Origin of the sequence: Rhizobium sp. TAL182 (assembly GCF_002117725.1) — a bacterium.
Taxonomy (GTDB): Bacteria; Pseudomonadota; Alphaproteobacteria; order Rhizobiales; family Rhizobiaceae; genus Rhizobium; species Rhizobium esperanzae.
On sequence record NZ_CP021024.1, the window covers coordinates 2,396,369 to 2,415,316 of the forward strand.

Consider the following 18,948-nt stretch of genomic DNA (forward strand, 5'->3'; position numbering starts at 1 on the left):
GCGACATTTCACACTAGCGCAGAGCCATGAAAATCGGAATCGCTTTTCAGAGCTATATCGCCGTGAGTGTCCCCTTATGGACGCGCAGCGCTCTAAATCCGTGTGAGCCCGGCTTACCGGTCATTGCAGCATCTCAGCGCATATGTAAGGTGGCCGCAATCATGCGGAGACTGAATTATTGATGACGACGGCGGATTATATCGCTCTGGCTTTCTTTGCCTGTGTCTGGATGGGCTACTCCTGGCTGCTGAAGGGTCGCACCTTCTTCGGCCGCACCAGCCTGACCCATGCGATGACCGAACGGCGGCGGGAGTGGATCTATAATTCTCTGCGGCGCGACCTGAAGATGATCGACACGCAGATCATGTCCGGCCTGCAGAACGGCACCGCCTTTTTCGCCTCGACCTCGATCTTTGCGCTCGGCAGTTGCTTTGCCCTGCTCGGCGCGACGGAAAAGGTCGACGCCGTCTTTGCCGACCTGCCCGTCGTCTTCCATGGTGGCCATGCCGCCTTTGAGATGAAGGTCGGCGGTCTGGCGGCGCTGTTCGGTTATGCCTTCTTCAAGTTCGGCTGGTCCTATCGGCTGTTCAACTATTGCACCATCCTTTTCGGCTCCATTCCGATGATGCGCGAAGCCGAGAGCGACGTCATCGCCGCGGAGCGGGCCGCCGAACGCGTCATCCGCATGAATGTCATCGCGGGCAGCAATTTCAACGAGGGCCTCAGGGCGATCTTCCTGTCGATCGGCTATCTCGGCTGGTTCATCAATCCCTACGTCTTCATGCTGACGACGGCGACCGTCATCTTCGTGCTGACACGGCGGCAGTTCTTCTCGCAGGCGCGGCTGGCGATCATGGATGCCGGCCCGCCATCAAATCCACACCTTTCTGCTATTCGCCACGGCACGCCGTCGAACGACGGAAGTGATTTGACCGGGGGACTTTGATGACAATGCCGGCAATGCAGGCAGATGCGGTGGCAAGACCGCCGCGCATCGGTCTATTGGATACGGCGCGCGGCGTCGCATTGATCGCCATGGCGAGCTACCATTTCACCTGGGACATGGAGTTCATGGCCTATCTGGCGCCGGGCACGGCCGAGACCGGCTGGCTGAAGATCTATGCCCGGGCGATCGCCACGACCTTTCTCTTCATCGTCGGCATCAGCCTGGCGCTCTCCAGCACGCCGACGATTCGCTGGCCGTCCTTCTGGAAACGTTTCGGCATGATTGCCGCGGCGGCCGCGGTCATTTCAATCGCCACCCGCGTTGCAATGCCGGACACCTGGATCTATTTCGGCATCCTGCATTGTATTGCGGTGCTCACGCTCATCGGCGTCGTTTTTGTCAGATTGCCGATCGCTTTCACGCTCCTCGTCACAGTCGCGCTCCTTGCCGCCTGGATCCTCGATAATTTCGGCACACCGGGCCTGCTCCGTTCATCCTTCTTCGATCCGAGATATCTCGCCTGGATCGGCCTTGCCGAAACGCCGCAACGCTCCAACGATTACGTGCCGCTGTTTCCTTGGGCTACGCCGTTCTTCGTGGGCTTGAGCATCGCCTTGATTGCCATCAGAACCAGGCTGCCGCATCGGCTCGCGGCCATCGGCACAGGCTCCTGGTGGCCGGCGAAGCTTGGCCGCCACAGCCTTGCCTTCTACCTCATTCATCAGCCGGTGCTGATCGCGATCGCTTACGGTCTTTCCCTTGTCGTCCCACCGCCGCAGCCGGATCCGGTCGAAACTTACCTTAGGCAATGCAACTCCGCCTGCGTCATACAGCAAGGCGAAGCCCTCTGCCGCAGCTTTTGCCAGTGCACGCTCGACAGATTGCAGGCCCAGGCGCTGCTGATACCGCTGCAGGCCGGCAAGATCGATCTGCAGAACGATGAGCGGGTCCAGACGATCGCCGGCGAATGCAGCGCCGAGGCGCAATAAAGGACCGGCAACCATTCTGCGGCAAGTCTCAGGTGGTGACGCCGATTTCGGCGAGGCGGCCGAGGCAGGCCTCTTCGATATTGTCGAGTTCCGTCAGCGTGTCGTCTATGTCCTTGCGCTTCTGGCGCAAGTCCTCACGCTTCTCGTCGACGCGCTTCATCAGAAGCTTCAGTTGGCCGAGCTCGCCGGGCGGCTCCTTATAGACCTGGATGATCTCGCGGATTTCCGCGATGGTGAAGCCGATCCGCCGGCCGCGCAGGATTTCTCCGATGAGCCGTCGGTCCGCCGGCCGGAAGAGACGCGTGCGCCCTCGCCGCTCCGGATGGATCAGTCCCTCGTCTTCGTAGAAGCGGAGCGTGCGCGTCGAGACACCGAATTCGCGCGTCAGCTCCGTTATGCTATAATATTTGTTCACCGGCATGTGTTCCCCGTCATCGAACCGGCAATAATATTGACTTTTACGTAATAGTCAATTTCGGCGAACCGTCAGATGCCGAACCACCAGGTGGCGATACCGAGAAAAGCGAAGAAGCCGGTGCAGTCGGTTACCGTCGTGACGAACACCGACGAGGCAATCGCCGGGTCGGCGCCCACCTTGTCGAGCAGCAGCGGCAGCAGGATGCCGGCAAGCGCGGCCGCCATCAGATTGATGATCATCGCCGCCGCGATCACCCCGCCGAGCTGATAGTCGTGAAACCAGATGCCGGCGATCGCGCCCATGATCGTCGCAAAGACGGCGCCGTTGAGAATGCCGACGCCGGCCTCCCTGCGGATGATGCGGCCGGCATTGTAGATGTCGAGATCGCGGGTGGCGAGCGCACGCACGGTCACCGTCATCGTCTGCGTGCCGGCATTGCCGCCCATCGAAGCGACAATCGGCATCAGCACCGCAAGCGCGATCATTTTCTCGATCGAGGCGTCGAACAGGCCGATGACGCTCGCCGACAGCATCGCCGTGCCGAGATTGATCAGAAGCCAGAGAAACCGCGATCGCGCCGTCGAGATCACGTTGTCCGACAGCTCTTCGTCGCCGACACCGCCGAGGCGCTTGATGTCCTCGTCCGCCTCTTCGTGAATGACGTCGACGACGTCGTCGATGGTCAGCACGCCGACCAGCCGGCCGTTCTCGTCGACGACGGCAGCAGACAGAAGATCGTATTGTTCGAAAAGCTGGGCGGCCTCCTCCTGGTCCATCTCGGCGGGCACCGGATGGTTGGTCTCCCGCATGATCTGCTCGATCTTCGTCTGCCGCTTGGTGCGCAGGATCTGATCGAGATCGACGGCGCCGAGCAGCTTGAAGGTCGGATCGATGACGAATATCTGCGAGAAGGAATAGGGCAGATCCTCCTCGTCGCGCATATAGTCGATCGTCTGGCCCACCGTCCAGAATGGCGGCACGGCGACGAACTCGGTCTGCATGCGGCGGCCGGCCGAGCTTTCCGGATAGTCGAGCGCCCGGCGCAGCCGCACCCGCTCGGTAAACGGCATCTGGGCGAGGATTTCTTCCCGGTCCTCCTTGTCGAGGTCTTCGAGAATGTAGACGGCGTCGTCCGAGTCGAGCTCGCCGATGGCGGCCGCGATCTGCTCGTTCGGCATCTGGTCGACGATCTCGCGGCGAATTGCCTCGTCGACCTCGGTCAGCGCCGTCATGTCGAAATCGTCGCCGAGCAGCCGCACCAGCGCCAGGCGCTGATCCGGCTGGATCGATTCGAGCAGGTCGCCTATCTCGGATTCATGCAGGCGGGCGACATTCCCGCGCAGGAACAGCGTGTCGCGATCGGCGATCGCCGCGCCGACGAGCGCCAGGAAATCGCCGCGGACATTGCCGTCCTCGTCGTAGATATCCGCTTCTTCGTCATCGCGCCGGCGAATGCGGTCTTCCCCATCGGTCGTCGTCATCTGCCGCCCTCGCACCTGGTTCGAATTTCAACGACTGCCGCACCGCATTCGCAAATGTCGGCCGAAAACACATTGTCAACAAGCGGATAAGCGAATCCCGCGCGAGGCTCCCGCAGTCGGAATTCTTGGCCCCTGCTAGCTCAAAGCATCCTTGTCGTAAAGCGCCAACCGTGCTTCGTGATGACAATGTCTGCGGCCGGCGATAGTTTCCCCGCCGCTCAAAGAGAGGGGAACCCGCTTCATGCCCATCCGTCCGATCCTGCGCTATCCGCATCCGGGCCTGAAGACCGTCTGCGAACCGGTGACGGACTTCGACGCGTCGTTGGCCGCGCTCGCCGACGACCTGCTGGCGACGATGCGCGCAGCCCCCGGCGTCGGCATCACCGCCGCCCATATCGGCGTTTTCCGCCGTGTGACGGTGCTGGAGCTCGATCGAGCCGACGGTGTGCGCCTCTACGTCAATCCGCAGATTACCTGGAGGTCGCAGGAGACGATGAACCATGCCGAGGGCAGCGTCTCCATGCCCGGCGCGACCGAAGAGGTCACACGTCCACGGGCGATCCGCTTTCGCTATCAGGATGCCGGCGGCATCGTGCACGAGGAGGCCGCCGAAGGTTTCCTCGCCATCTGCGTCCAGCACGAGGTGGACCAGCTCGACGGCATCTTCTGGCTGCAGCGGCTTTCGCGGCTGAAACGCGAACGCCTCGTCAAAAAATGGGAGAAAACCCAAGGCTGACAAATCGCCCGCCACACCGAACCATTCGCCCCTGTCGGCGTTGTCCCGAGAGAAACTAGGAGCGACTATAATGGCAAGGATCGGTGACAAGACCCCGATTTCACGCGAGGCCCCCGAGCTTTCCCGTGAAGAAGAATATCGCGACCTCGAAGAACGCAATCTCGATGACGGCTGGCCTTATGCCGACGGCACCGCCGCCAGCGACCCCGCAAACCGTCCCTATGGCGAGACCGCGGCAAATTTCGACAGCGATCCCAACACAGGTTTCCGAATCGACGGCACAGACCAAGACGGCAACGAGAATCGCCTCAAGGATTCGTTGCGCGCCGGTATGATCGATCGCGATGAAAGCGACGAGCTCGAGGCGCGGGTGAACGACGCTCTCGAAAATATTCCCGAGGTCGATATCAACAGTATCGAGGTTCATGCGGACGGTCACGTCGTCACCCTCGAAGGCTCGGTCGAGACGATCGGCATTGCCCGCAAGGTCGAGCTCGGCGCGCTATCGGTCGACGGCGTCCACCACGTGCGCAACAGGCTCCAGCTGACCGGGGTCGACGCGCATATCCCGAACGAAGACTGACCAGAGGCGCATTACGATGACCATCGCCAGGAGGCGGGCACACTGCCTCCTATTGGTTCCTGACATTACCAAAAGTTAACAATTTCCGATTGCAGCAGGAGCAGGTAGCCTGCCGTCTGTTTTGCTACGCGGCTGCCGTAACGGAAACGTCACGTTCGTTGACAACACCGTGATTTCATTTGAACAAAAGGCATTGAAGCGATCGGCTTCCGTTCACAATATCGCCGCAATTGGCGCGCGAAATCTTATCTGCCGGGGATGGTTTATGTTGTTGAATGCAACAACAGATTGAGGAGAAGAACCATGCGCATCAAATTTGCCCTCGCCGCATCCCTATTTGCCGTCAGCCTTGCCGGCGCTGCCTTCGCCCAGCCGACTTATTCCGACGATTATACCAACGACAGCGATGGCTTTGCGCCCTCTAAGATGGCGCAGCCTGCCCCGGTGCACTATAGCAACAACCACAAAGCTCCGGCCTATTCCAGCGACTATACCAATGACAGCGACGGTTTCGCGCCGACGGCGATGGCAGCCCCCGCGATCGACAAGACCGCGACCGCAAGCATCAAGCCCCTGCCCCCGTGCCACAGCATGGTCGGCCCGAGCGGCTCCCATACCAAAGGTGCCGACAGCGGCGCCTCGCGCACCGAGGCCTGCCGCGCAACGCATTGATCCAATAAATAAGGGGCCGGAAAATCGGCCCCTTCATTCTAAACAGGGAGCTATCTGGCCTCAGAACACCAATGGAACGAGCCGGTAACGGGTTTTAGCCATGAAGGCCGCGTAAACAGGATCCTCCCTGAGCAGGCGCTCCTCCGCAAGAAGGAGTAGACACTGTGCCGCAAGTGCCGTGGAATTAACGGCAAAATTCCAAGAGCTCGGATGGGCCAGGAAGAAGCCGACATGCGTCAGCAGATAACCTGCGTACATCGGATGGCGGATCAACCTGTAGGGCCCGCCGATCTTCACGCCGCGACTTGCCGCCACCAGGCCGAAGCTTCGCCGCAATACCAGCTTTGCCGATATCTGCAGCAGGAAACCGAGCAACATTGCCAGAAAACAGACGGCAGCGATCATGGCCACGGGCTGGTCACAGGCTGATCAAGGGATACGGAAATTATCGCTCGGCGAGCGTTTCCCTGAAAGGGATGGTGCGGTCGAGAAGACTCGAACTTCCACGGGTTGCCCCACAGCGACCTCAACGCTGCGCGTCTACCAATTCCGCCACGACCGCATCGTGGTAGGTGCCGATTTGCGTCGGCGGGGCAGCATGTAGCAAAAGCATTTGGGGTGCACAAGGGCGATATGACAGTTTTTTTGAAAACCTTTCACGGCATTTGAATTGGCCGGAAAACGGGTCCATATAGGTCTCCTGCCGCCCCTATATCGTCAGGCATTCGGACAGGCGGCAAGGAATGGCCATGCTTCGCACCGATCTCGAATTCTCTATGCTCCCGAAACTCGGTACTCGGCCGGTGCGCTGGCGTATCGCCGATGGACTCGTTGCCTATGAGGCGGCGGTGGAGACGATGGAGCGCGAGGTGGCGGCGATCGGAGAAGGCGGCGACGAACTTGTCTGGCTCGTCGAGCATCCGCCGCTCTATACCGCCGGCACCAGCGCCAATGCGGGCGACCTCGTCCAGCCGGATCGCTTTCCGGTCTTTGCGACAGGACGTGGCGGTGAATATACCTATCACGGACCCGGTCAGCGCGTCGCCTATGTCATGCTCGACCTGAAGCGCAGGCGCCAGGACGTACGCGCCTTTGTCGCCGCTCTCGAGGAGGTCGTCATCCGCACGCTCGACATGATGAACGTGCGCGGCGAGCGGCGCGAGGATCGCGTCGGCGTCTGGGTCCGCCGCCCGGAAAAGCCGTTGCTGCCGGACGGCACGATGGCTGAAGACAAGATTGCCGCCCTCGGCATCCGGCTGCGCAAATGGGTGACCTTCCACGGCCTGTCGCTCAACGTCGATCCCGATCTCGATCATTTCAGCGGCATCGTGCCCTGCGGGATATCGGCCTACGGCGTCACCAGCCTCGTCGATCTCGGCCTTCCCGTCATGATAGCGGATGTCGACATCCGGCTGCGCGCCGCGTTCGAGATGGTTTTCGGTGAAACGGCGAATGATCTCTGACTGCTTGAGCGGTTTCACGGGCTTGATTTGCCCGGCTTTCCCGTGATTGATGGACACCGTTCCCACAAGAATCGGCAGCCATGTCAAAGCCCCATCAAGATTCCCTGCAGGGCATGGCCATCATGTCCGGCGCTATGTTCATCCTGCCGATCATGGATGCCATCGCCAAATACATGGCGACCTTTGAATCGATGTCGCCGGGTCAGGTCACCTTCTACCGCTTCTTCTTCCAGATCGCCTGCACCCTGCCGATTCTCTTTGTCATTTTTGGACGCAAGGCGCTTTCCGCCAAGCGGCCGTGGATGAATCTGCTGCGCGGCGTGCTGCATGGGGCGGCGAGCCTGCTATTTTTCGTCGCCGTCAAATACATGCCGCTTGCCGATGTCTTTGCCATCTATTTCGTCGAGCCCTTCATGCTGACCGCCATGTCGGCCCTGCTTCTCGGAGAGAAGGTCGGCTGGCGGCGCTGGATGGCGATCGTCGTCGGTTTCGGCGGCGCGATGATCGTCATTCAGCCGAGTTACGAGATTTTCGGCTTGAAGGCGCTGCTGCCGGTGGCCTGCGCCTTTCTCTTCTCGCTCTATCTTTTCCTCAATCGCGCCATCGGCGAGGCCGACTCGCCCCTCACCATGCAGACCATGGCCGGCATCGGCGGAACGATCTTCATGGCGGCCGCCCTTCTCGTCGGCAGCAGCGCAGGCAATGGGGATTTCGCCATTTCCCTGCCCTCCTCCGGCCTCGGCCTTGCGCTGCTTGTCGCCCTCGGCTCGATCTCAGGATATGCGCATATGTTGGTGGTGCGGGCTTTCCGGCTTGCACCGCTGTCGCTGCTTGCCCCGTTTCAATATTTCGAGATCATCTCGGCCACCGTGCTCGGCTATGCGCTGTTCAATGATTTCCCGAATTTCTCCAAATGGATCGGCATTTTAATCATCGTCGCATCCGGCCTCTTCATCATCTGGCGCGAGCGGCTGCAGGCACAGTCGCTAAAATCGTCCTGATATCCGCAACAGCGGGTTAACTCCTCTTCTTGAGGGATCGTCAATTCGCAGCCGCTAAAACGGTTTCCGGCTTCATGATGAAGCCTGGAGTTAAAACATGAGCGAATTCCGTCTCGCTTTTCCGGCCTGCGTCGTGGCCGGCAAGCATCGGCTGACGGCCGAAGATATCGTGCTGCTGCGCAAACATGCTTTCCCCGAGGGGATCCGGACGTCTCAGGATGTCGTCGCAATGTTGGCGCTCAACAATTCCTGTCCCGATAAATGTGCCGAGTGGAACGCTTTCTTCGTGGAGCAGATCGCCGGTTTCATCGTCCATTACACCTATCCACAGGGCTCGCTTGATGAAATCAACGTTGCCTGGATCATGCGCATGTTCACGACCGACGGCGTCGTCAACTCGGCGCTGGAGCTCGAGCTCATTCTCCACGTCATGGAGATTTCGGCCGATGTGCCGGGTGAATTGAGAGCGCTTGCCCTCGACCAGCTTCGGCTGGCGATCACCGACGGCATCGGCGGCTACAAGCTGTCGCGCGCCGTCGACCGCAAGAACATCACACGCCAGGACGTCGATTTTGCGATGCGCATCTTCAGAAGCATCGCCGCAGGCGGCGTCATCGCCGTATCGCCGGCTGAATATGGTGTCCTCCATCAGATCGAGCAGGCAACGCTGCCGGGCGCCAACCATCCTCACTGGGCTGGGATCATGGCCGCCGTCACGCTGCGCGATCGACCGGAACCGCGGCGCAGCCGCTGGCTGCGCATCGTCGACGAGGAATCCGTCGCGGAAGCCGCCGTCGCCTGACATTCCGCGACGTCATCCCACGTCTCCTGCGTGCCGGCGCCAAGCCCGATTGTGCGTTCCTGTGTTTTATGCGTAAAACTCCGGAACGCATTTCTGGGTGGAGTCTCGATGTTCAAGAAAATCCTGATCGCGAACCGCGGCGAGATCGCCTGCCGCGTGATCAAGACGGCGCGCCGCATGGGCATTTCGACCGTTGCGGTCTATTCGGATGCGGATCGGGATGCGCTGCATGTCGAAATGGCCGACGAGGCCGTCCATATCGGCCCCGCCGCAGCGTCGGAAAGCTATCTGGTTGCCGAAAAGATCATCGCCGCCTGCAAGGCGACCGGCGCCGAGGCGGTGCATCCCGGTTACGGATTTCTCTCCGAGCGCGCCTCTTTCTGCGCCGAGCTGGAAAAGCAGGGCATCGTTTTCATCGGCCCGAAGCCGAAGGCCATCATGGCGATGGGCGACAAGATCGAATCGAAGAAGTTCGCCAATGCGGCCGGCGTCTCCACCGTGCCGGGCCATCTCGGCGTCATCGAGGATGCCGCGCATGCGGAAACGATCGCCGGCGGGATTGGCTATCCGGTCATGATCAAGGCGTCTGCCGGCGGCGGCGGCAAGGGCATGCGCATTGCCTGGAACGAGGCCGAGGTGCGCGACGGCTTCGAGCGCGCCCGCTCCGAGGCGAAGAGCTCCTTCGGCGACGACCGCGTCTTCATCGAGAAATTCGTCGTTGAGCCGCGCCATATCGAGATCCAGGTGCTGGCCGATGCGCATGGCAACGTCGTCTATCTCGGCGAGCGGGAGTGCTCGATCCAGCGTCGGAACCAGAAAGTGGCGGAAGAGGCACCCTCACCTTTCCTCGATGAAAAAACTCGCAAGGCCATGGGCGAACAATCGGTGGCGCTGGCGAAGGCCGTCGACTACCAGAGCGCCGGCACGGTCGAATTCATCGTCGACCACGACCGCAATTTCTACTTCCTCGAAATGAACACCCGCCTGCAGGTCGAGCATCCCGTGACCGAACTCGTCACCGGCATTGATCTCGTCGAACAGATGATCCGCATCGCCGCGGGAGAGCCGCTGAGCTTCAGCCAGGAGGCTATCCGGCTCAATGGCTGGGCGATCGAAAGCCGGCTTTATGCCGAAGATCCATACCGCAACTTCCTGCCTTCGATCGGCCGCCTAACGCGCTACCGCCCGCCGGCGGAAGGTAGGACCGGCAACATTGTCGTTCGCAACGATACCGGCGTTTTCGAGGGCGCCGAGATCTCGATGTATTACGATCCGATGATCGCCAAGCTCTGCACCTGGGCGCCGACGCGCAGTGAAGCGATCGAGGCCATGGGCCAGGCGCTGGACGGCTTCGTCGTCGACGGCATCGAGCACAATGTTCCCTTCCTGTCGGCGCTGATGAAACATCCGCGCTGGCGCGAGGGCCGGCTGTCGACCGGCTTTATTGCCGAGGAATATCCTGACGGTTTCGCGCCGATGAAGCCGGACCGGCAGGAGGAAGCCACGCTTGCCGCAATCGCGCTGTCTGCCTCGCTCATCGAAGCGAACCGCCGCGAACGTTTCGCCGATCGCCTGCGCTCCGCATCGGCCACGCTGCGGGAGCATTGGGTGGTCAAAACAGCTGGGAACTACGTCGCTGTCAGATTGCTCGATGGCCTCGTCACCATTCCTTTCGATATGGAGATGGAGATCGAGGGCGAAAGCCGGAGCGTTGTCACCGATTGGAGACCGGGTGATCCGGTCTGGAGCGGCAGGGTCGGCGACCAGGATATTGCCGCGCAGATCCGTCCCGTCCTCAACGGCCTGCGCGTCGACTGGCAGGGACTGTCGGTGACCGCCAAGGTCTTTTCGCCGCGCCATGCGGAACTCGACAGGCTGATGCCGGTGAAGCTGCCGCCGGATACCTCCAGGCTCCTGCTCTGCCCGATGCCCGGCCTCGTCGTATCCATCGCGGTCGCCGAGGGCCAGGAGGTCAAGGCCGGTGAGACGCTTGCCATCGTCGAGGCGATGAAGATGGAAAACGTCTTGCGCGCCGAGCGCGATCTCGTTGTCTCCAAGATCAATGCCGCGGCCGGCGAAAGCCTGGCCGTCGACGCGGTGATCATGGAATTCGCTTGAGCCGGCCTCGCCGGCCATGCCAAGCTTGCCCGGATACAGGCAATCAGAAACAGAGAAAATCAGGGAGATCTAAAGATGGACGTTCGCGCCGCCGTAGCCGTTCAGGCCGGGAAACCGCTTGAAGTGATGACCGTGCAGCTGGAAGGGCCGAAGGCCGGCGAAGTGCTGGTGGAGGTCAAGGCGACCGGCATCTGCCACACCGACGATTTCACCCTGTCGGGAGCCGATCCGGAAGGCCTGTTTCCGGCCATCCTCGGCCATGAGGGCGCCGGCATCGTCGTCGATGTCGGCCCGGGTGTGACCTCGGTCAAGAAGGGCGACCACGTCATTCCGCTTTATACGCCCGAATGCCGCGAATGTTATTCCTGCACGTCGCGCAAGACCAATCTCTGCACCGCCATCCGCGCCACCCAGGGTCAGGGCGTGATGCCGGACGGCACCTCGCGCTTCTCGATCGGCAAGGACAAGATCCATCACTATATGGGCTGCTCGACCTTTGCCAATTACACGGTGCTGCCGGAGATCGCGCTCGCCAAGATCAATCCCGACGCGCCCTTCGACAAGGTCTGCTACATCGGCTGCGGCGTCACCACAGGCATCGGCGCGGTGATCAACACCGCCAAGGTCGAGATCGGTTCGACGGCGATCGTCTTCGGGCTCGGCGGCATCGGCCTCAACGTGCTGCAGGGGCTGCGGCTTGCCGGCGCCGACATGATCATCGGCGTCGATATCAACCCGGATCGCAAGGCCTGGGGCGAGAAGTTCGGCATGACGCATTTCGTCAACCCGAAGGAGGTCGGCGACGACATCGTGCCCTATCTGGTCAACATCACCAAGCGGGGCGGCGACCTGATCGGCGGCGCCGACTACACCTTCGACTGCACCGGCAACACCAAGGTGATGCGCCAGGCGCTGGAAGCTTCGCATCGCGGCTGGGGCAAATCGGTCATCATCGGCGTGGCCGGCGCCGGCCAGGAAATCTCGACGCGGCCGTTCCAGCTGGTGACCGGCCGCAACTGGATGGGCACCGCCTTCGGCGGCGCACGTGGCCGCACCGACGTGCCTGACATCGTCGACTGGTACATGCAGGGCAAGATCCAGATCGACCCGATGATCACCCACACCATGCCGCTCGAAGACATCAATAAGGGCTTCGAGCTGATGCACAAGGGCGAAAGCATCCGCGGCGTGGTGGTCTACTGATGGCGGTAGCCAACTACCAAGTCGATCTCAGGCATTTCGATGAGCTCCCCGCGCGGGAGCTCTACGATCTCCTTCGAATGCGCGTCGATGTCTTCGTCGTCGAGCAGAACTGTCCCTATCCGGAACTCGACGGCAAGGACATCGATGCCCTGCATCTCAGACTGTTGGAGGGCGGTGACCTCCTGGCGGCGGTGCGGATCCTGAAACCGCATGAGCCGCAGGACCCGTCAAAGATCGGCCGCGTCGTCGTCTCGCCTGCCCATCGCGGCAAACGTCTGGGCGATGCATTGATGCGCGAATCAATCGCCGCCTGTGAGCGGCTTTATCCGGCAAATCCGATCGCCTTGTCGGCGCAGGCCCATCTGCGCCGCTTCTACGAATCCTTCGGTTTTGTCGGGACGTCGCAGGAATATCTGGAAGACGGCATTCCCCATATCGATATGGTCAGACAGCCGGCCAGTCAGCCGGTATGAGGACACCGCCATGATCTATGTCGACGCCGATGCCTGCCCGGTGAAGCCGGAAGTTCTGAAGGTTGCCGAACGCCACGGCCTCGAGGTCACCTTCGTCGCCAATTCCGGCCTGCGCCCGTCCCGCGATCCGATGATCCACAACGTCATCGTTTCCAACGCCTTCGATGCCGCCGACAACTGGATCGCCGAGCGCGCCGGCACGGGCGACGTCGTCGTTACTGCCGACGTGCCGCTCGCCGTGCGCTGCGTCGCGACTGGCGCCTTCGTCAGTGGTCCGACCGGACGTGTCTTCGACGAGACCAATATCGGCATGGCGAGCGCCATGCGCGATCTCGGTGCGCATTTGCGGGAAACTGGGGAAAGCAAAGGTTATAATGCCGCCTTCAGCCCGAAGGACCGCTCGCGTTTTCTCGAGACGTTCGATCGCCTCTGTCGCCGCGCCAAGAACCTTTCCGGTGAGGCCGGTGGCAGGTCATAGGGCCGGCAAGAAACGGGTGGCATGGCCGCCATGCAGATTCTTATCTTGAAGCCGGCCGCTTCCTCACGCATATAGGTTCCATCGCAGACGACTGCGGCATCCCAAGGATGCAACCGTCGCGGGGACGGCCTCGCTCTTGAATAAGGAGAGGCGTATGGCCTGGTTTCTGCTTTTTCTCGCTGGTCTTTTCGAATGTGGCTGGGCGATCGGCCTTAAATACACCGAGGGTTTCACGCGGCCGCTGCCGACGACGCTGACCGTCATTTCCATGGTGGTGAGCGTCGTGCTGCTCGGCTTGGCAGTGAAGCACCTGCCGATCGGCACCGCCTATGCGGTCTGGACCGGCATCGGCACGGTCGGCACCGTGCTCCTCGGTATCTGGCTGCTCGGCGATCAGGCAAGCGTCTCCCGCCTTGCCTGCATCATGCTGATCGTCGGCAGCATCGCCGGTCTCAAGCTGACAGCTTGAAATAAGCTTGAGGGGCGTCGTCGACGCCCCTCAGCAATCGCTCAAACTGCCTTGCGGTTGTCGACGGAGAAAGCGCCGGCACCCGAGAAGAACAGGTAGAGGAAGACGAAGCAGAACAGAATTGCCGCGTCGCCCTGGTTGAGGGCCGGGAAGAAGCTTTTCGGCGCATGCGCCATGAAATAGGCGACCGCCATTTCGCCGGCCAGCAGGAAGGCCACGGGCCGCGTCAGCAGGCCAATGAGAATAAGGAGCCCGCCGACAAGCTCCAGAAGAGCCGCGAAAAGCATCAGCGGCGGCAGCGAGCCCGCCATCTGTTCAGCCGGGAAGGCGAAAAGCTTCATGGTGCCGTGCTCGATAAACAGCAGCGCGGTGATGATTCTGAGAGCGGCCAGCCCATAGGGGCGATAGGCGGAAAGACGCTCGAAAGTTGACATTAAACCTCTCCATTAAAGAAATTGCAGCCGAGCGTTAGCCCGTCCCCGGCCCTGATTGAACACACGGATCGCTGACGGCCGTTCACTTTTTCGACAGCAGGCAACACGCGGCCAAATGTCAGAGCGGGATGTTGTCGTGTTTCTTCCAGGGATTGGCGAGATCCTTGTTGCGCAGCATCTTCAGTCCGCGCGCCAGCCGCCGCCGGGTCGAATGCGGCATGATCACCTCGTCGATATAACCGCGCTCTGCAGCGACGAAGGGCGAGAGGAACCTGTCCTCGTACATTTTCGTATGGGCGGCGATCTTCTCCGGATCGGCAATATCCTTGCGGAAGATGATCTCGACCGCACCCTTGGCGCCCATCACGGCGATCTGCGCCGTCGGCCAGGCATAGTTCAGGTCGCCCCGCAGATGTTTTGACGCCATCACGTCATAGGCGCCACCAAAGGCTTTCCTGGTGATGACGGTGAGCTTCGGCACCGTCGCCTCGGCATAAGCAAAGAGCAGCTTGGCGCCATGCTTGATCAGGCCGCCATATTCCTGCGCCGTGCCCGGCAGAAATCCCGGCACGTCGACGAAGGTGACGATCGGAATGTTGAAGCAGTCGCAGAAGCGCACGAAGCGCGCCGCTTTGCGCGAGGCGTCGCTGTCGAGCACGCCGGCAAGCACCATCGGCTGGTTGGCGACGAAACCGACGGTGGAGCCTTCGACGCGGCCGAAGCCGCAGACGATGTTTTTGGCAAAGCTCTCCTGGATTTCGAAGAAATCCCCCTCGTCCGCCACCTTCCGGATGAGTTCCTTGATATCGTAGGGCTTGTTGGCGCTCGCCGGCACCAGGGTGTCGAGCGACGCATCGGTCTCGGTCACCGACTGGTAACATTCGATCTCCGGCAACGGCGAAGTGTTCGAAAGCGGCAGGAAATCGATCAGCCGGCGCACCTGCAACAGCGTATCGACATCATTCTCATAGGCGCCGTCGGCAATCGACGAGCGCACCGTATGCACCACGGCGCCGCCGAGCTCTTCAGCCGTCACTGTCTCGTTGGTCACAGTTTTCACCACGTCGGGGCCGGTGACGAACATGTAGGAGGTATCGCGCACCATGAAGATGAAATCGGTCATGGCAGGCGAATAGACGTCACCACCGGCACAGGGACCCATGATCACCGAGATCTGCGGGATGACGCCGGAGGCCAGCACGTTGCGCTGGAAGACTTCGGCGTAGCCACCGAGGGCCGCCACACCTTCCTGGATTCGGGCGCCGCCGGCATCGTAGATGCCGACGATCGGCGCGCGGTTCTTCAGGGCCATGTCCTGCACCTTCATGATCTTTTCCGCATGCGCTTCCGAAAGCGAGCCACCGAAGACGGTGAAGTCCTTGGCGAAGACGAAGACCGTGCGGCCGTTGACCGTGCCCCAGCCGGTGACGACGCCGTCGCCAGCGATACGGCTCTTATCCATGCCGAAATCGGTGGAGCGGTGCTCCACGAACATGTCGAACTCTTCGAAGGAGCCCTCGTCGAGAAAGAGGTCGATGCGCTCGCGCGCCGTCAGCTTGCCGCGCTTGTGCTGAGCATCGATGCGCTCCTTCCCGCCGCCGAGGCGGGCGATGCCGCGGCGGCGTTCCAGTTCTTCGAGAATTTCCTTCATGCGATCTCTCCTCGCCGCTCTCGCGGTCGATATGCGCTAGCGGCTGCGTCCGCTAAGTGAGAAAACCGAGCGAATCCGTGCAGCGACGTCCTCGGCCATGATGTCGTCGGCAAGTTTCGGATCGGCGGCGATACTGGTTACGTCGAAGGCGCTGACGGCGATCACCGAGCCATCCTCGACCGAAGCCGCGTCGACGCTGATTTTGGCGACGTTGCGGTCCTTTTGGAAACCGAGTCCCTTTTGAATCGAAACCACGCGAATTGTCAGCACCACCCGCGGCAGCACGGTGTCGCGCATCGTTGCATTGATCGCGGCATTGACGCGGTCGTTGATCCCGGCAAGCAGCTCGGCCGGGATGTTCGGGCCGGAGAGAACGACGGCGCTGCGCACATCATAGAGCGGCGCCTTCGGCTTGTTGGCCGAGAGGCTGCCGCAGGCCGTCAGCGCAATACAGACGAGCACGGTCCGGCAAAAACACGACCTCAGCCAATCCATCGCAAAATCCCGCACCACCCCGTTGGAGTCGCAGATTTCGCCATAATGTCTGAGAAGGCAATATGTTTCAGGCGCTTAGGGCGAAAAAAACATCAGCTGCCGCCTTGAACTCGGCAAAGCGCTTGGCTCTTCGCTCCTCGGCTTCTTCGTCGCGCCCCCAATGCTCGATCGTCCAGTCTTCGTCGAGATGAGCAAGCGACCACGCCTCCTCCACCGTCACCCGGCCCTCGGCCAAGGCAACCGCCAGGATCGCCGAGCCGGTCAGCGTCGTGACCGTATGGAGGGCGGCGAGCGCCATCGGACTCTGATGCCGCGCCAGCGTCACGGCAAAGGCCGCGGTCGCCTCACGCGGCTGTTCGTGATGCATCACCCCTTCGACGAGAATGAAACGGGCGCCGAGATCGCTGGCCGCCCAGTCGATGATCGGGTCCCAACGTTGCCTCTGGCGCTCGACCAGCAGCTCCGGCCCGTCGGCGCGGTAGCAGATGAGGTCGCTCGAGGAAAAGCGGAGAATATCTTCGAAGATCGCCTGCGTATTGGTAGCCACGCCGTCGAGCGCAGTGTTGACCAGCCGGGTCACCGGCATGGTGGTCGGATCGATTTCCTCGCCCTGCTCCCGCCATTCGGCGGCGACAAGCCGTGCGAGCGCCTCTGTGGGAACGGCAAGAACCTGCCGTGCCGGCGTGCGCACCGACTTGCCGTCGAGCGTGATCGCGAAACTGCCCCCGTCCTCGGCGACCGCCACGTCGGTGTAGAAACGCTTCGGCAGCGGCTTCTTCATCTGGATCTGGGCCCGGCGGATGGGATCGGGATGGCTCAGGCCCTCGGAAAGATCGTTCAGCAGATCGCGCATGGGCTCACCTCAGGAAAAATGGCGCAATATCTCGTTCGGATGGTAGGCGATCGCATCGGCGCCGTTGGCGATCAACTCATCCACACTGGCATAGCCCCAGGCAACACCGATCGCCTTGGCGCCGGCAGCCTTTGCCATCTGCATATCGTAAACCGCGTCGCCAATGACAATGGTATCGGCGGCATTCATCCCGGTTTCGTCGCAACATTCCGTCACCATGGCCGGATGCGGCTTGGAGGGGCAGTCGTCGGCGGTGCGCGCAACGACAAAATGCTTGTCGAAGCCGTGCGTCTCCATCACCAGCTTCAGCCCGCGCCGGGATTTGCCGGTCACCGCCCCGATCAGCAGATCCTCGCGGCCGCTGATCGCGTCGATCATCTCGCGGATGCCGGCAAACAGCGGCTCTCTGTGGTCGAGATCCCTACGCACGATCGTAAACAGCGATTTATAATGCGCCGTCATGTCGATGTCTTCCTGCTCGACATGCGGCCTGCCCTGCATGCGCGCGATAGCGATATCCAGCGACAGGCCGATAATGGCCTTGGTGTCGTCAAATCGAGGCTCCGCCTTGCCGAACTTCTCGAAAGTGCGGCGCATGGTTTCGTGGATGAGCCCGGCACTGTCGACCAACGTGCCGTCGCAATCAAACAGCGCAAGTTTCATGCTTCATCGTCCAGGATAGGGGCCGAATTTTCATCGAAGCCGAGCAGGTTCCAGCTCTGCACCATATGCGGCGGCAAAGGCGCGGTGACGCGCAACCGGCCGCCCGAGGGATGCGGAATGTCGATATGGCGGGCGTGTAGATGCAGCCGCTTCTGGATACCGCCGGGAAAATCCCAGTTCGGATCGTCGTCGAAATATTTGGGATCGCCGATGATCGGATGGCCGATGTGCAAGGCATGAACACGAAGCTGATGCGTGCGCCCGGTATAGGGCTCCATTTCCAGCCATGCGAGACGCTGGGCTGCCGTCTCAAGGACGCGGTAGTAGGAGACGGCATGGTCAGCCCCGTCCTCGCCGTGCTTGGCAATCCGCATCCGGTCGCCATCGGCGGTCGGTTCCTTGACGAGCCAGGTCGAGATCTTGTCCTCGTGCTTGCGCGGCACGCCCTTGACCAGTGACCAGTAGGTTTTCTTGGTATCGCGCTCGCGAAAGGCCGCCGTCAGTTTCTGGGCGGCGCCGCGGGTGCGGGCGATGACGAGAACGCCTGACGTGTCGCGATCGAGGCGGTGGACGAGCCGCGGCTTCTCACCCTTGGGGCTGATCCAGGCTTCGAGCATCTGGTCGATATGCCTGGCGACGCCCGAGCCGCCCTGCACCGCAAGCCCGGGCGGCTTATTGAGAACGATCACCTTTTCGTCCTCATGCAGGACCATGCGCGACAGGAGTTCGAAATCGCTGGAATGCTTGAGATCCTTGCCGGCGATCGGACCGGATTTCAGCTTTGCATCGACATCGAGCGGCGGCACGCGCACCATCTGGCCGGCCTGCACGCGCGCATCCGATTTGACACGGCCGCCGTCGACACGCACTTGGCCGGAGCGCAGAAGCTTCTGCAGCGGACCGAAGCCGAGCCCGGGAAAATGCACCTTGAACCAGCGATCGAGCCGCATGCCCGCCTCGTCGAGTTCAACCTTGATATGTTCTATGCCAGCCATGAATAGTCTTTCGGAAATTGCAGCG

At 61.4% G+C, this 18,948-nt stretch carries 21 protein-coding genes, 1 tRNA gene and 1 pseudogene; 13 read left to right on the top strand and 10 right to left on the bottom strand.

Annotated elements, in window-relative coordinates:
* Positions 1-181: 181 nt before the first annotated feature.
* The gene (locus tag Tal182_RS12015) at positions 182-946 is read left to right on the top strand and encodes a DUF599 domain-containing protein (protein ID WP_064810438.1); all 765 of its coding nucleotides are present in this window, start codon (positions 182-184) and stop codon (positions 944-946) included.
* Complete coding sequence (locus tag Tal182_RS12020; protein WP_085859562.1) at positions 946-1,935, top strand: heparan-alpha-glucosaminide N-acetyltransferase; 990 nt, start codon at positions 946-948, stop codon at positions 1,933-1,935. Before Tal182_RS12015 ends, Tal182_RS12020 begins: the two co-directional genes overlap by 1 nt.
* Before the next feature lie 28 nt (positions 1,936-1,963).
* On the opposite strand, the gene Tal182_RS12025 is transcribed toward Tal182_RS12020, so the two are convergent.
* On the bottom strand, positions 1,964-2,356 hold the full coding sequence (locus Tal182_RS12025) for a MerR family DNA-binding transcriptional regulator (protein WP_011425479.1): 393 nt from the start codon (positions 2,354-2,356) through the stop codon (positions 1,964-1,966).
* A gap of 65 nt (positions 2,357-2,421) precedes the next feature.
* Positions 2,422-3,834 (bottom strand): magnesium transporter, encoded by a 1,413-nt coding sequence (gene mgtE / locus Tal182_RS12030; protein ID WP_085859563.1) that lies wholly within the window; start codon positions 3,832-3,834, stop codon positions 2,422-2,424.
* Positions 3,835-4,075: 241 nt separating this feature from the next.
* Between mgtE and Tal182_RS12035 the strand changes: the two genes are divergently transcribed.
* The 3 genes from Tal182_RS12035 (at position 4,076) to Tal182_RS12045 (ending at position 5,825) form a co-directional block, all read left to right on the top strand.
* Positions 4,076-4,570 carry a peptide deformylase gene (locus Tal182_RS12035; protein WP_085859564.1) on the top strand — a complete coding sequence of 165 codons (495 nt, stop codon included), beginning with the start codon at positions 4,076-4,078 and terminating at the stop codon, positions 4,568-4,570.
* Between the two features lie 70 nt (positions 4,571-4,640).
* Entirely contained in the window at positions 4,641-5,153 is a 513-nt protein-coding gene (locus Tal182_RS12040) for a BON domain-containing protein (RefSeq protein ID WP_064802764.1), read from the top strand.
* 303 nt (positions 5,154-5,456) lie between these two features.
* Positions 5,457-5,825, top strand: a complete 369-nt coding sequence (locus Tal182_RS12045; protein WP_064802766.1) for a hypothetical protein — start codon at positions 5,457-5,459, stop codon at positions 5,823-5,825.
* A gap of 60 nt (positions 5,826-5,885) precedes the next feature.
* On the opposite strand, the pseudogene Tal182_RS12050 reads toward Tal182_RS12045, so the two are convergent.
* Positions 5,886-6,242 (bottom strand): annotated as a pseudogene (locus tag Tal182_RS12050) (methyltransferase); the annotation flags it as partial.
* Positions 6,243-6,302: 60 nt separating this feature from the next.
* A tRNA-Leu gene (locus Tal182_RS12055) sits at positions 6,303-6,387 on the bottom strand.
* A 181-nt stretch (positions 6,388-6,568) separates the two neighbouring features.
* On the opposite strand from Tal182_RS12055, the gene lipB reads away from it, so the two are divergent.
* From lipB to Tal182_RS12095, 8 genes are all read left to right on the top strand, one after another.
* Positions 6,569-7,288, top strand: a complete 720-nt coding sequence (gene lipB, locus Tal182_RS12060; protein WP_085859566.1) for a lipoyl(octanoyl) transferase LipB — start codon at positions 6,569-6,571, stop codon at positions 7,286-7,288.
* Positions 7,289-7,368: 80 nt separating this feature from the next.
* Complete coding sequence (locus Tal182_RS12065) at positions 7,369-8,289, top strand: DMT family transporter (RefSeq protein ID WP_064810442.1); 921 nt, start codon at positions 7,369-7,371, stop codon at positions 8,287-8,289.
* A gap of 97 nt (positions 8,290-8,386) precedes the next feature.
* Positions 8,387-9,091 carry a hypothetical protein gene (locus tag Tal182_RS12070; RefSeq protein ID WP_085859567.1) on the top strand — a complete coding sequence of 235 codons (705 nt, stop codon included), beginning with the start codon at positions 8,387-8,389 and terminating at the stop codon, positions 9,089-9,091.
* A gap of 108 nt (positions 9,092-9,199) precedes the next feature.
* Positions 9,200-11,209 (top strand): acetyl/propionyl/methylcrotonyl-CoA carboxylase subunit alpha, encoded by a 2,010-nt coding sequence (locus Tal182_RS12075; protein ID WP_085859568.1) that lies wholly within the window; start codon positions 9,200-9,202, stop codon positions 11,207-11,209.
* Positions 11,210-11,284: 75 nt separating this feature from the next.
* Positions 11,285-12,412 (top strand): S-(hydroxymethyl)glutathione dehydrogenase/class III alcohol dehydrogenase, encoded by a 1,128-nt coding sequence (locus tag Tal182_RS12080; protein WP_085859569.1) that lies wholly within the window; start codon positions 11,285-11,287, stop codon positions 12,410-12,412.
* Complete coding sequence (locus Tal182_RS12085) at positions 12,412-12,885, top strand: GNAT family N-acetyltransferase (protein ID WP_085859570.1); 474 nt, start codon at positions 12,412-12,414, stop codon at positions 12,883-12,885. Before Tal182_RS12080 ends, Tal182_RS12085 begins: the two co-directional genes overlap by 1 nt.
* A 10-nt stretch (positions 12,886-12,895) precedes the next feature.
* A complete protein-coding gene (locus Tal182_RS12090; RefSeq protein WP_085859571.1) occupies positions 12,896-13,363 on the top strand; it encodes a YaiI/YqxD family protein in 468 nt (155 codons plus the stop codon).
* 154 nt (positions 13,364-13,517) lie between these two features.
* Positions 13,518-13,832, top strand: a complete 315-nt coding sequence (locus Tal182_RS12095; RefSeq protein ID WP_085859572.1) for a multidrug efflux SMR transporter — start codon at positions 13,518-13,520, stop codon at positions 13,830-13,832.
* 41 nt (positions 13,833-13,873) lie between these two features.
* On the opposite strand, the gene Tal182_RS12100 is transcribed toward Tal182_RS12095, so the two are convergent.
* The 6 genes from Tal182_RS12100 to Tal182_RS12125 all read right to left on the bottom strand — a co-directional run bounded on the left by Tal182_RS12100 (position 13,874) and on the right by Tal182_RS12125 (position 18,923).
* Positions 13,874-14,266 carry a DoxX family protein gene (locus tag Tal182_RS12100; protein ID WP_085859573.1) on the bottom strand — a complete coding sequence of 131 codons (393 nt, stop codon included), beginning with the start codon at positions 14,264-14,266 and terminating at the stop codon, positions 13,874-13,876.
* 118 nt (positions 14,267-14,384) lie between these two features.
* The gene (locus Tal182_RS12105; protein ID WP_085859574.1) at positions 14,385-15,917 is read right to left on the bottom strand and encodes an acyl-CoA carboxylase subunit beta; all 1,533 of its coding nucleotides are present in this window, start codon (positions 15,915-15,917) and stop codon (positions 14,385-14,387) included.
* Between the two features lie 36 nt (positions 15,918-15,953).
* Positions 15,954-16,412 carry a hypothetical protein gene (locus Tal182_RS12110; protein WP_064802787.1) on the bottom strand — a complete coding sequence of 153 codons (459 nt, stop codon included), beginning with the start codon at positions 16,410-16,412 and terminating at the stop codon, positions 15,954-15,956.
* Between the two features lie 67 nt (positions 16,413-16,479).
* Positions 16,480-17,265, bottom strand: a complete 786-nt coding sequence (locus Tal182_RS12115; RefSeq protein ID WP_064802789.1) for an ATP12 family chaperone protein — start codon at positions 17,263-17,265, stop codon at positions 16,480-16,482.
* Between the two features lie 9 nt (positions 17,266-17,274).
* Positions 17,275-17,928, bottom strand: coding sequence for an HAD-IA family hydrolase (locus Tal182_RS12120; protein ID WP_085859575.1), 654 nt, complete (start codon positions 17,926-17,928; stop codon positions 17,275-17,277).
* On the bottom strand, positions 17,925-18,923 hold the full coding sequence (locus tag Tal182_RS12125; RefSeq protein ID WP_085859576.1) for an RluA family pseudouridine synthase: 999 nt from the start codon (positions 18,921-18,923) through the stop codon (positions 17,925-17,927). Before Tal182_RS12125 ends, Tal182_RS12120 begins: the two co-directional genes overlap by 4 nt.
* Positions 18,924-18,948 lie beyond the last annotated feature (25 nt).

What these genes read in the sequence shown, in the direction of transcription:
- Tal182_RS12015 (WP_064810438.1), top strand. Translation starts at nt 182, where the DNA reads ATGACGACGGCGGATTATATCGCTCTGGCTTTCTTTGCCTGTGTCTGG.
- Tal182_RS12020 (WP_085859562.1), top strand. Translation starts at nt 946, where the DNA reads ATGACAATGCCGGCAATGCAGGCAGATGCGGTGGCAAGACCGCCGCGC.
- Tal182_RS12025 (WP_011425479.1), bottom strand. Translation starts at nt 2,356, where the DNA reads ATGCCGGTGAACAAATATTATAGCATAACGGAGCTGACGCGCGAATTC.
- mgtE (WP_085859563.1), bottom strand. Translation starts at nt 3,834, where the DNA reads ATGACGACGACCGATGGGGAAGACCGCATTCGCCGGCGCGATGACGAA.
- Tal182_RS12035 (WP_085859564.1), top strand. Translation starts at nt 4,076, where the DNA reads ATGCCCATCCGTCCGATCCTGCGCTATCCGCATCCGGGCCTGAAGACC.
- Tal182_RS12040 (WP_064802764.1), top strand. Translation starts at nt 4,641, where the DNA reads ATGGCAAGGATCGGTGACAAGACCCCGATTTCACGCGAGGCCCCCGAG.
- Tal182_RS12045 (WP_064802766.1), top strand. Translation starts at nt 5,457, where the DNA reads ATGCGCATCAAATTTGCCCTCGCCGCATCCCTATTTGCCGTCAGCCTT.
- lipB (WP_085859566.1), top strand. Translation starts at nt 6,569, where the DNA reads ATGGCCATGCTTCGCACCGATCTCGAATTCTCTATGCTCCCGAAACTC.
- Tal182_RS12065 (WP_064810442.1), top strand. Translation starts at nt 7,369, where the DNA reads ATGTCAAAGCCCCATCAAGATTCCCTGCAGGGCATGGCCATCATGTCC.
- Tal182_RS12070 (WP_085859567.1), top strand. Translation starts at nt 8,387, where the DNA reads ATGAGCGAATTCCGTCTCGCTTTTCCGGCCTGCGTCGTGGCCGGCAAG.
- Tal182_RS12075 (WP_085859568.1), top strand. Translation starts at nt 9,200, where the DNA reads ATGTTCAAGAAAATCCTGATCGCGAACCGCGGCGAGATCGCCTGCCGC.
- Tal182_RS12080 (WP_085859569.1), top strand. Translation starts at nt 11,285, where the DNA reads ATGGACGTTCGCGCCGCCGTAGCCGTTCAGGCCGGGAAACCGCTTGAA.
- Tal182_RS12085 (WP_085859570.1), top strand. Translation starts at nt 12,412, where the DNA reads ATGGCGGTAGCCAACTACCAAGTCGATCTCAGGCATTTCGATGAGCTC.
- Tal182_RS12090 (WP_085859571.1), top strand. Translation starts at nt 12,896, where the DNA reads ATGATCTATGTCGACGCCGATGCCTGCCCGGTGAAGCCGGAAGTTCTG.
- Tal182_RS12095 (WP_085859572.1), top strand. Translation starts at nt 13,518, where the DNA reads ATGGCCTGGTTTCTGCTTTTTCTCGCTGGTCTTTTCGAATGTGGCTGG.
- Tal182_RS12100 (WP_085859573.1), bottom strand. Translation starts at nt 14,266, where the DNA reads ATGTCAACTTTCGAGCGTCTTTCCGCCTATCGCCCCTATGGGCTGGCC.
- Tal182_RS12105 (WP_085859574.1), bottom strand. Translation starts at nt 15,917, where the DNA reads ATGAAGGAAATTCTCGAAGAACTGGAACGCCGCCGCGGCATCGCCCGC.
- Tal182_RS12110 (WP_064802787.1), bottom strand. Translation starts at nt 16,412, where the DNA reads ATGGATTGGCTGAGGTCGTGTTTTTGCCGGACCGTGCTCGTCTGTATT.
- Tal182_RS12115 (WP_064802789.1), bottom strand. Translation starts at nt 17,265, where the DNA reads ATGCGCGATCTGCTGAACGATCTTTCCGAGGGCCTGAGCCATCCCGAT.
- Tal182_RS12120 (WP_085859575.1), bottom strand. Translation starts at nt 17,928, where the DNA reads ATGAAACTTGCGCTGTTTGATTGCGACGGCACGTTGGTCGACAGTGCC.
- Tal182_RS12125 (WP_085859576.1), bottom strand. Translation starts at nt 18,923, where the DNA reads ATGGCTGGCATAGAACATATCAAGGTTGAACTCGACGAGGCGGGCATG.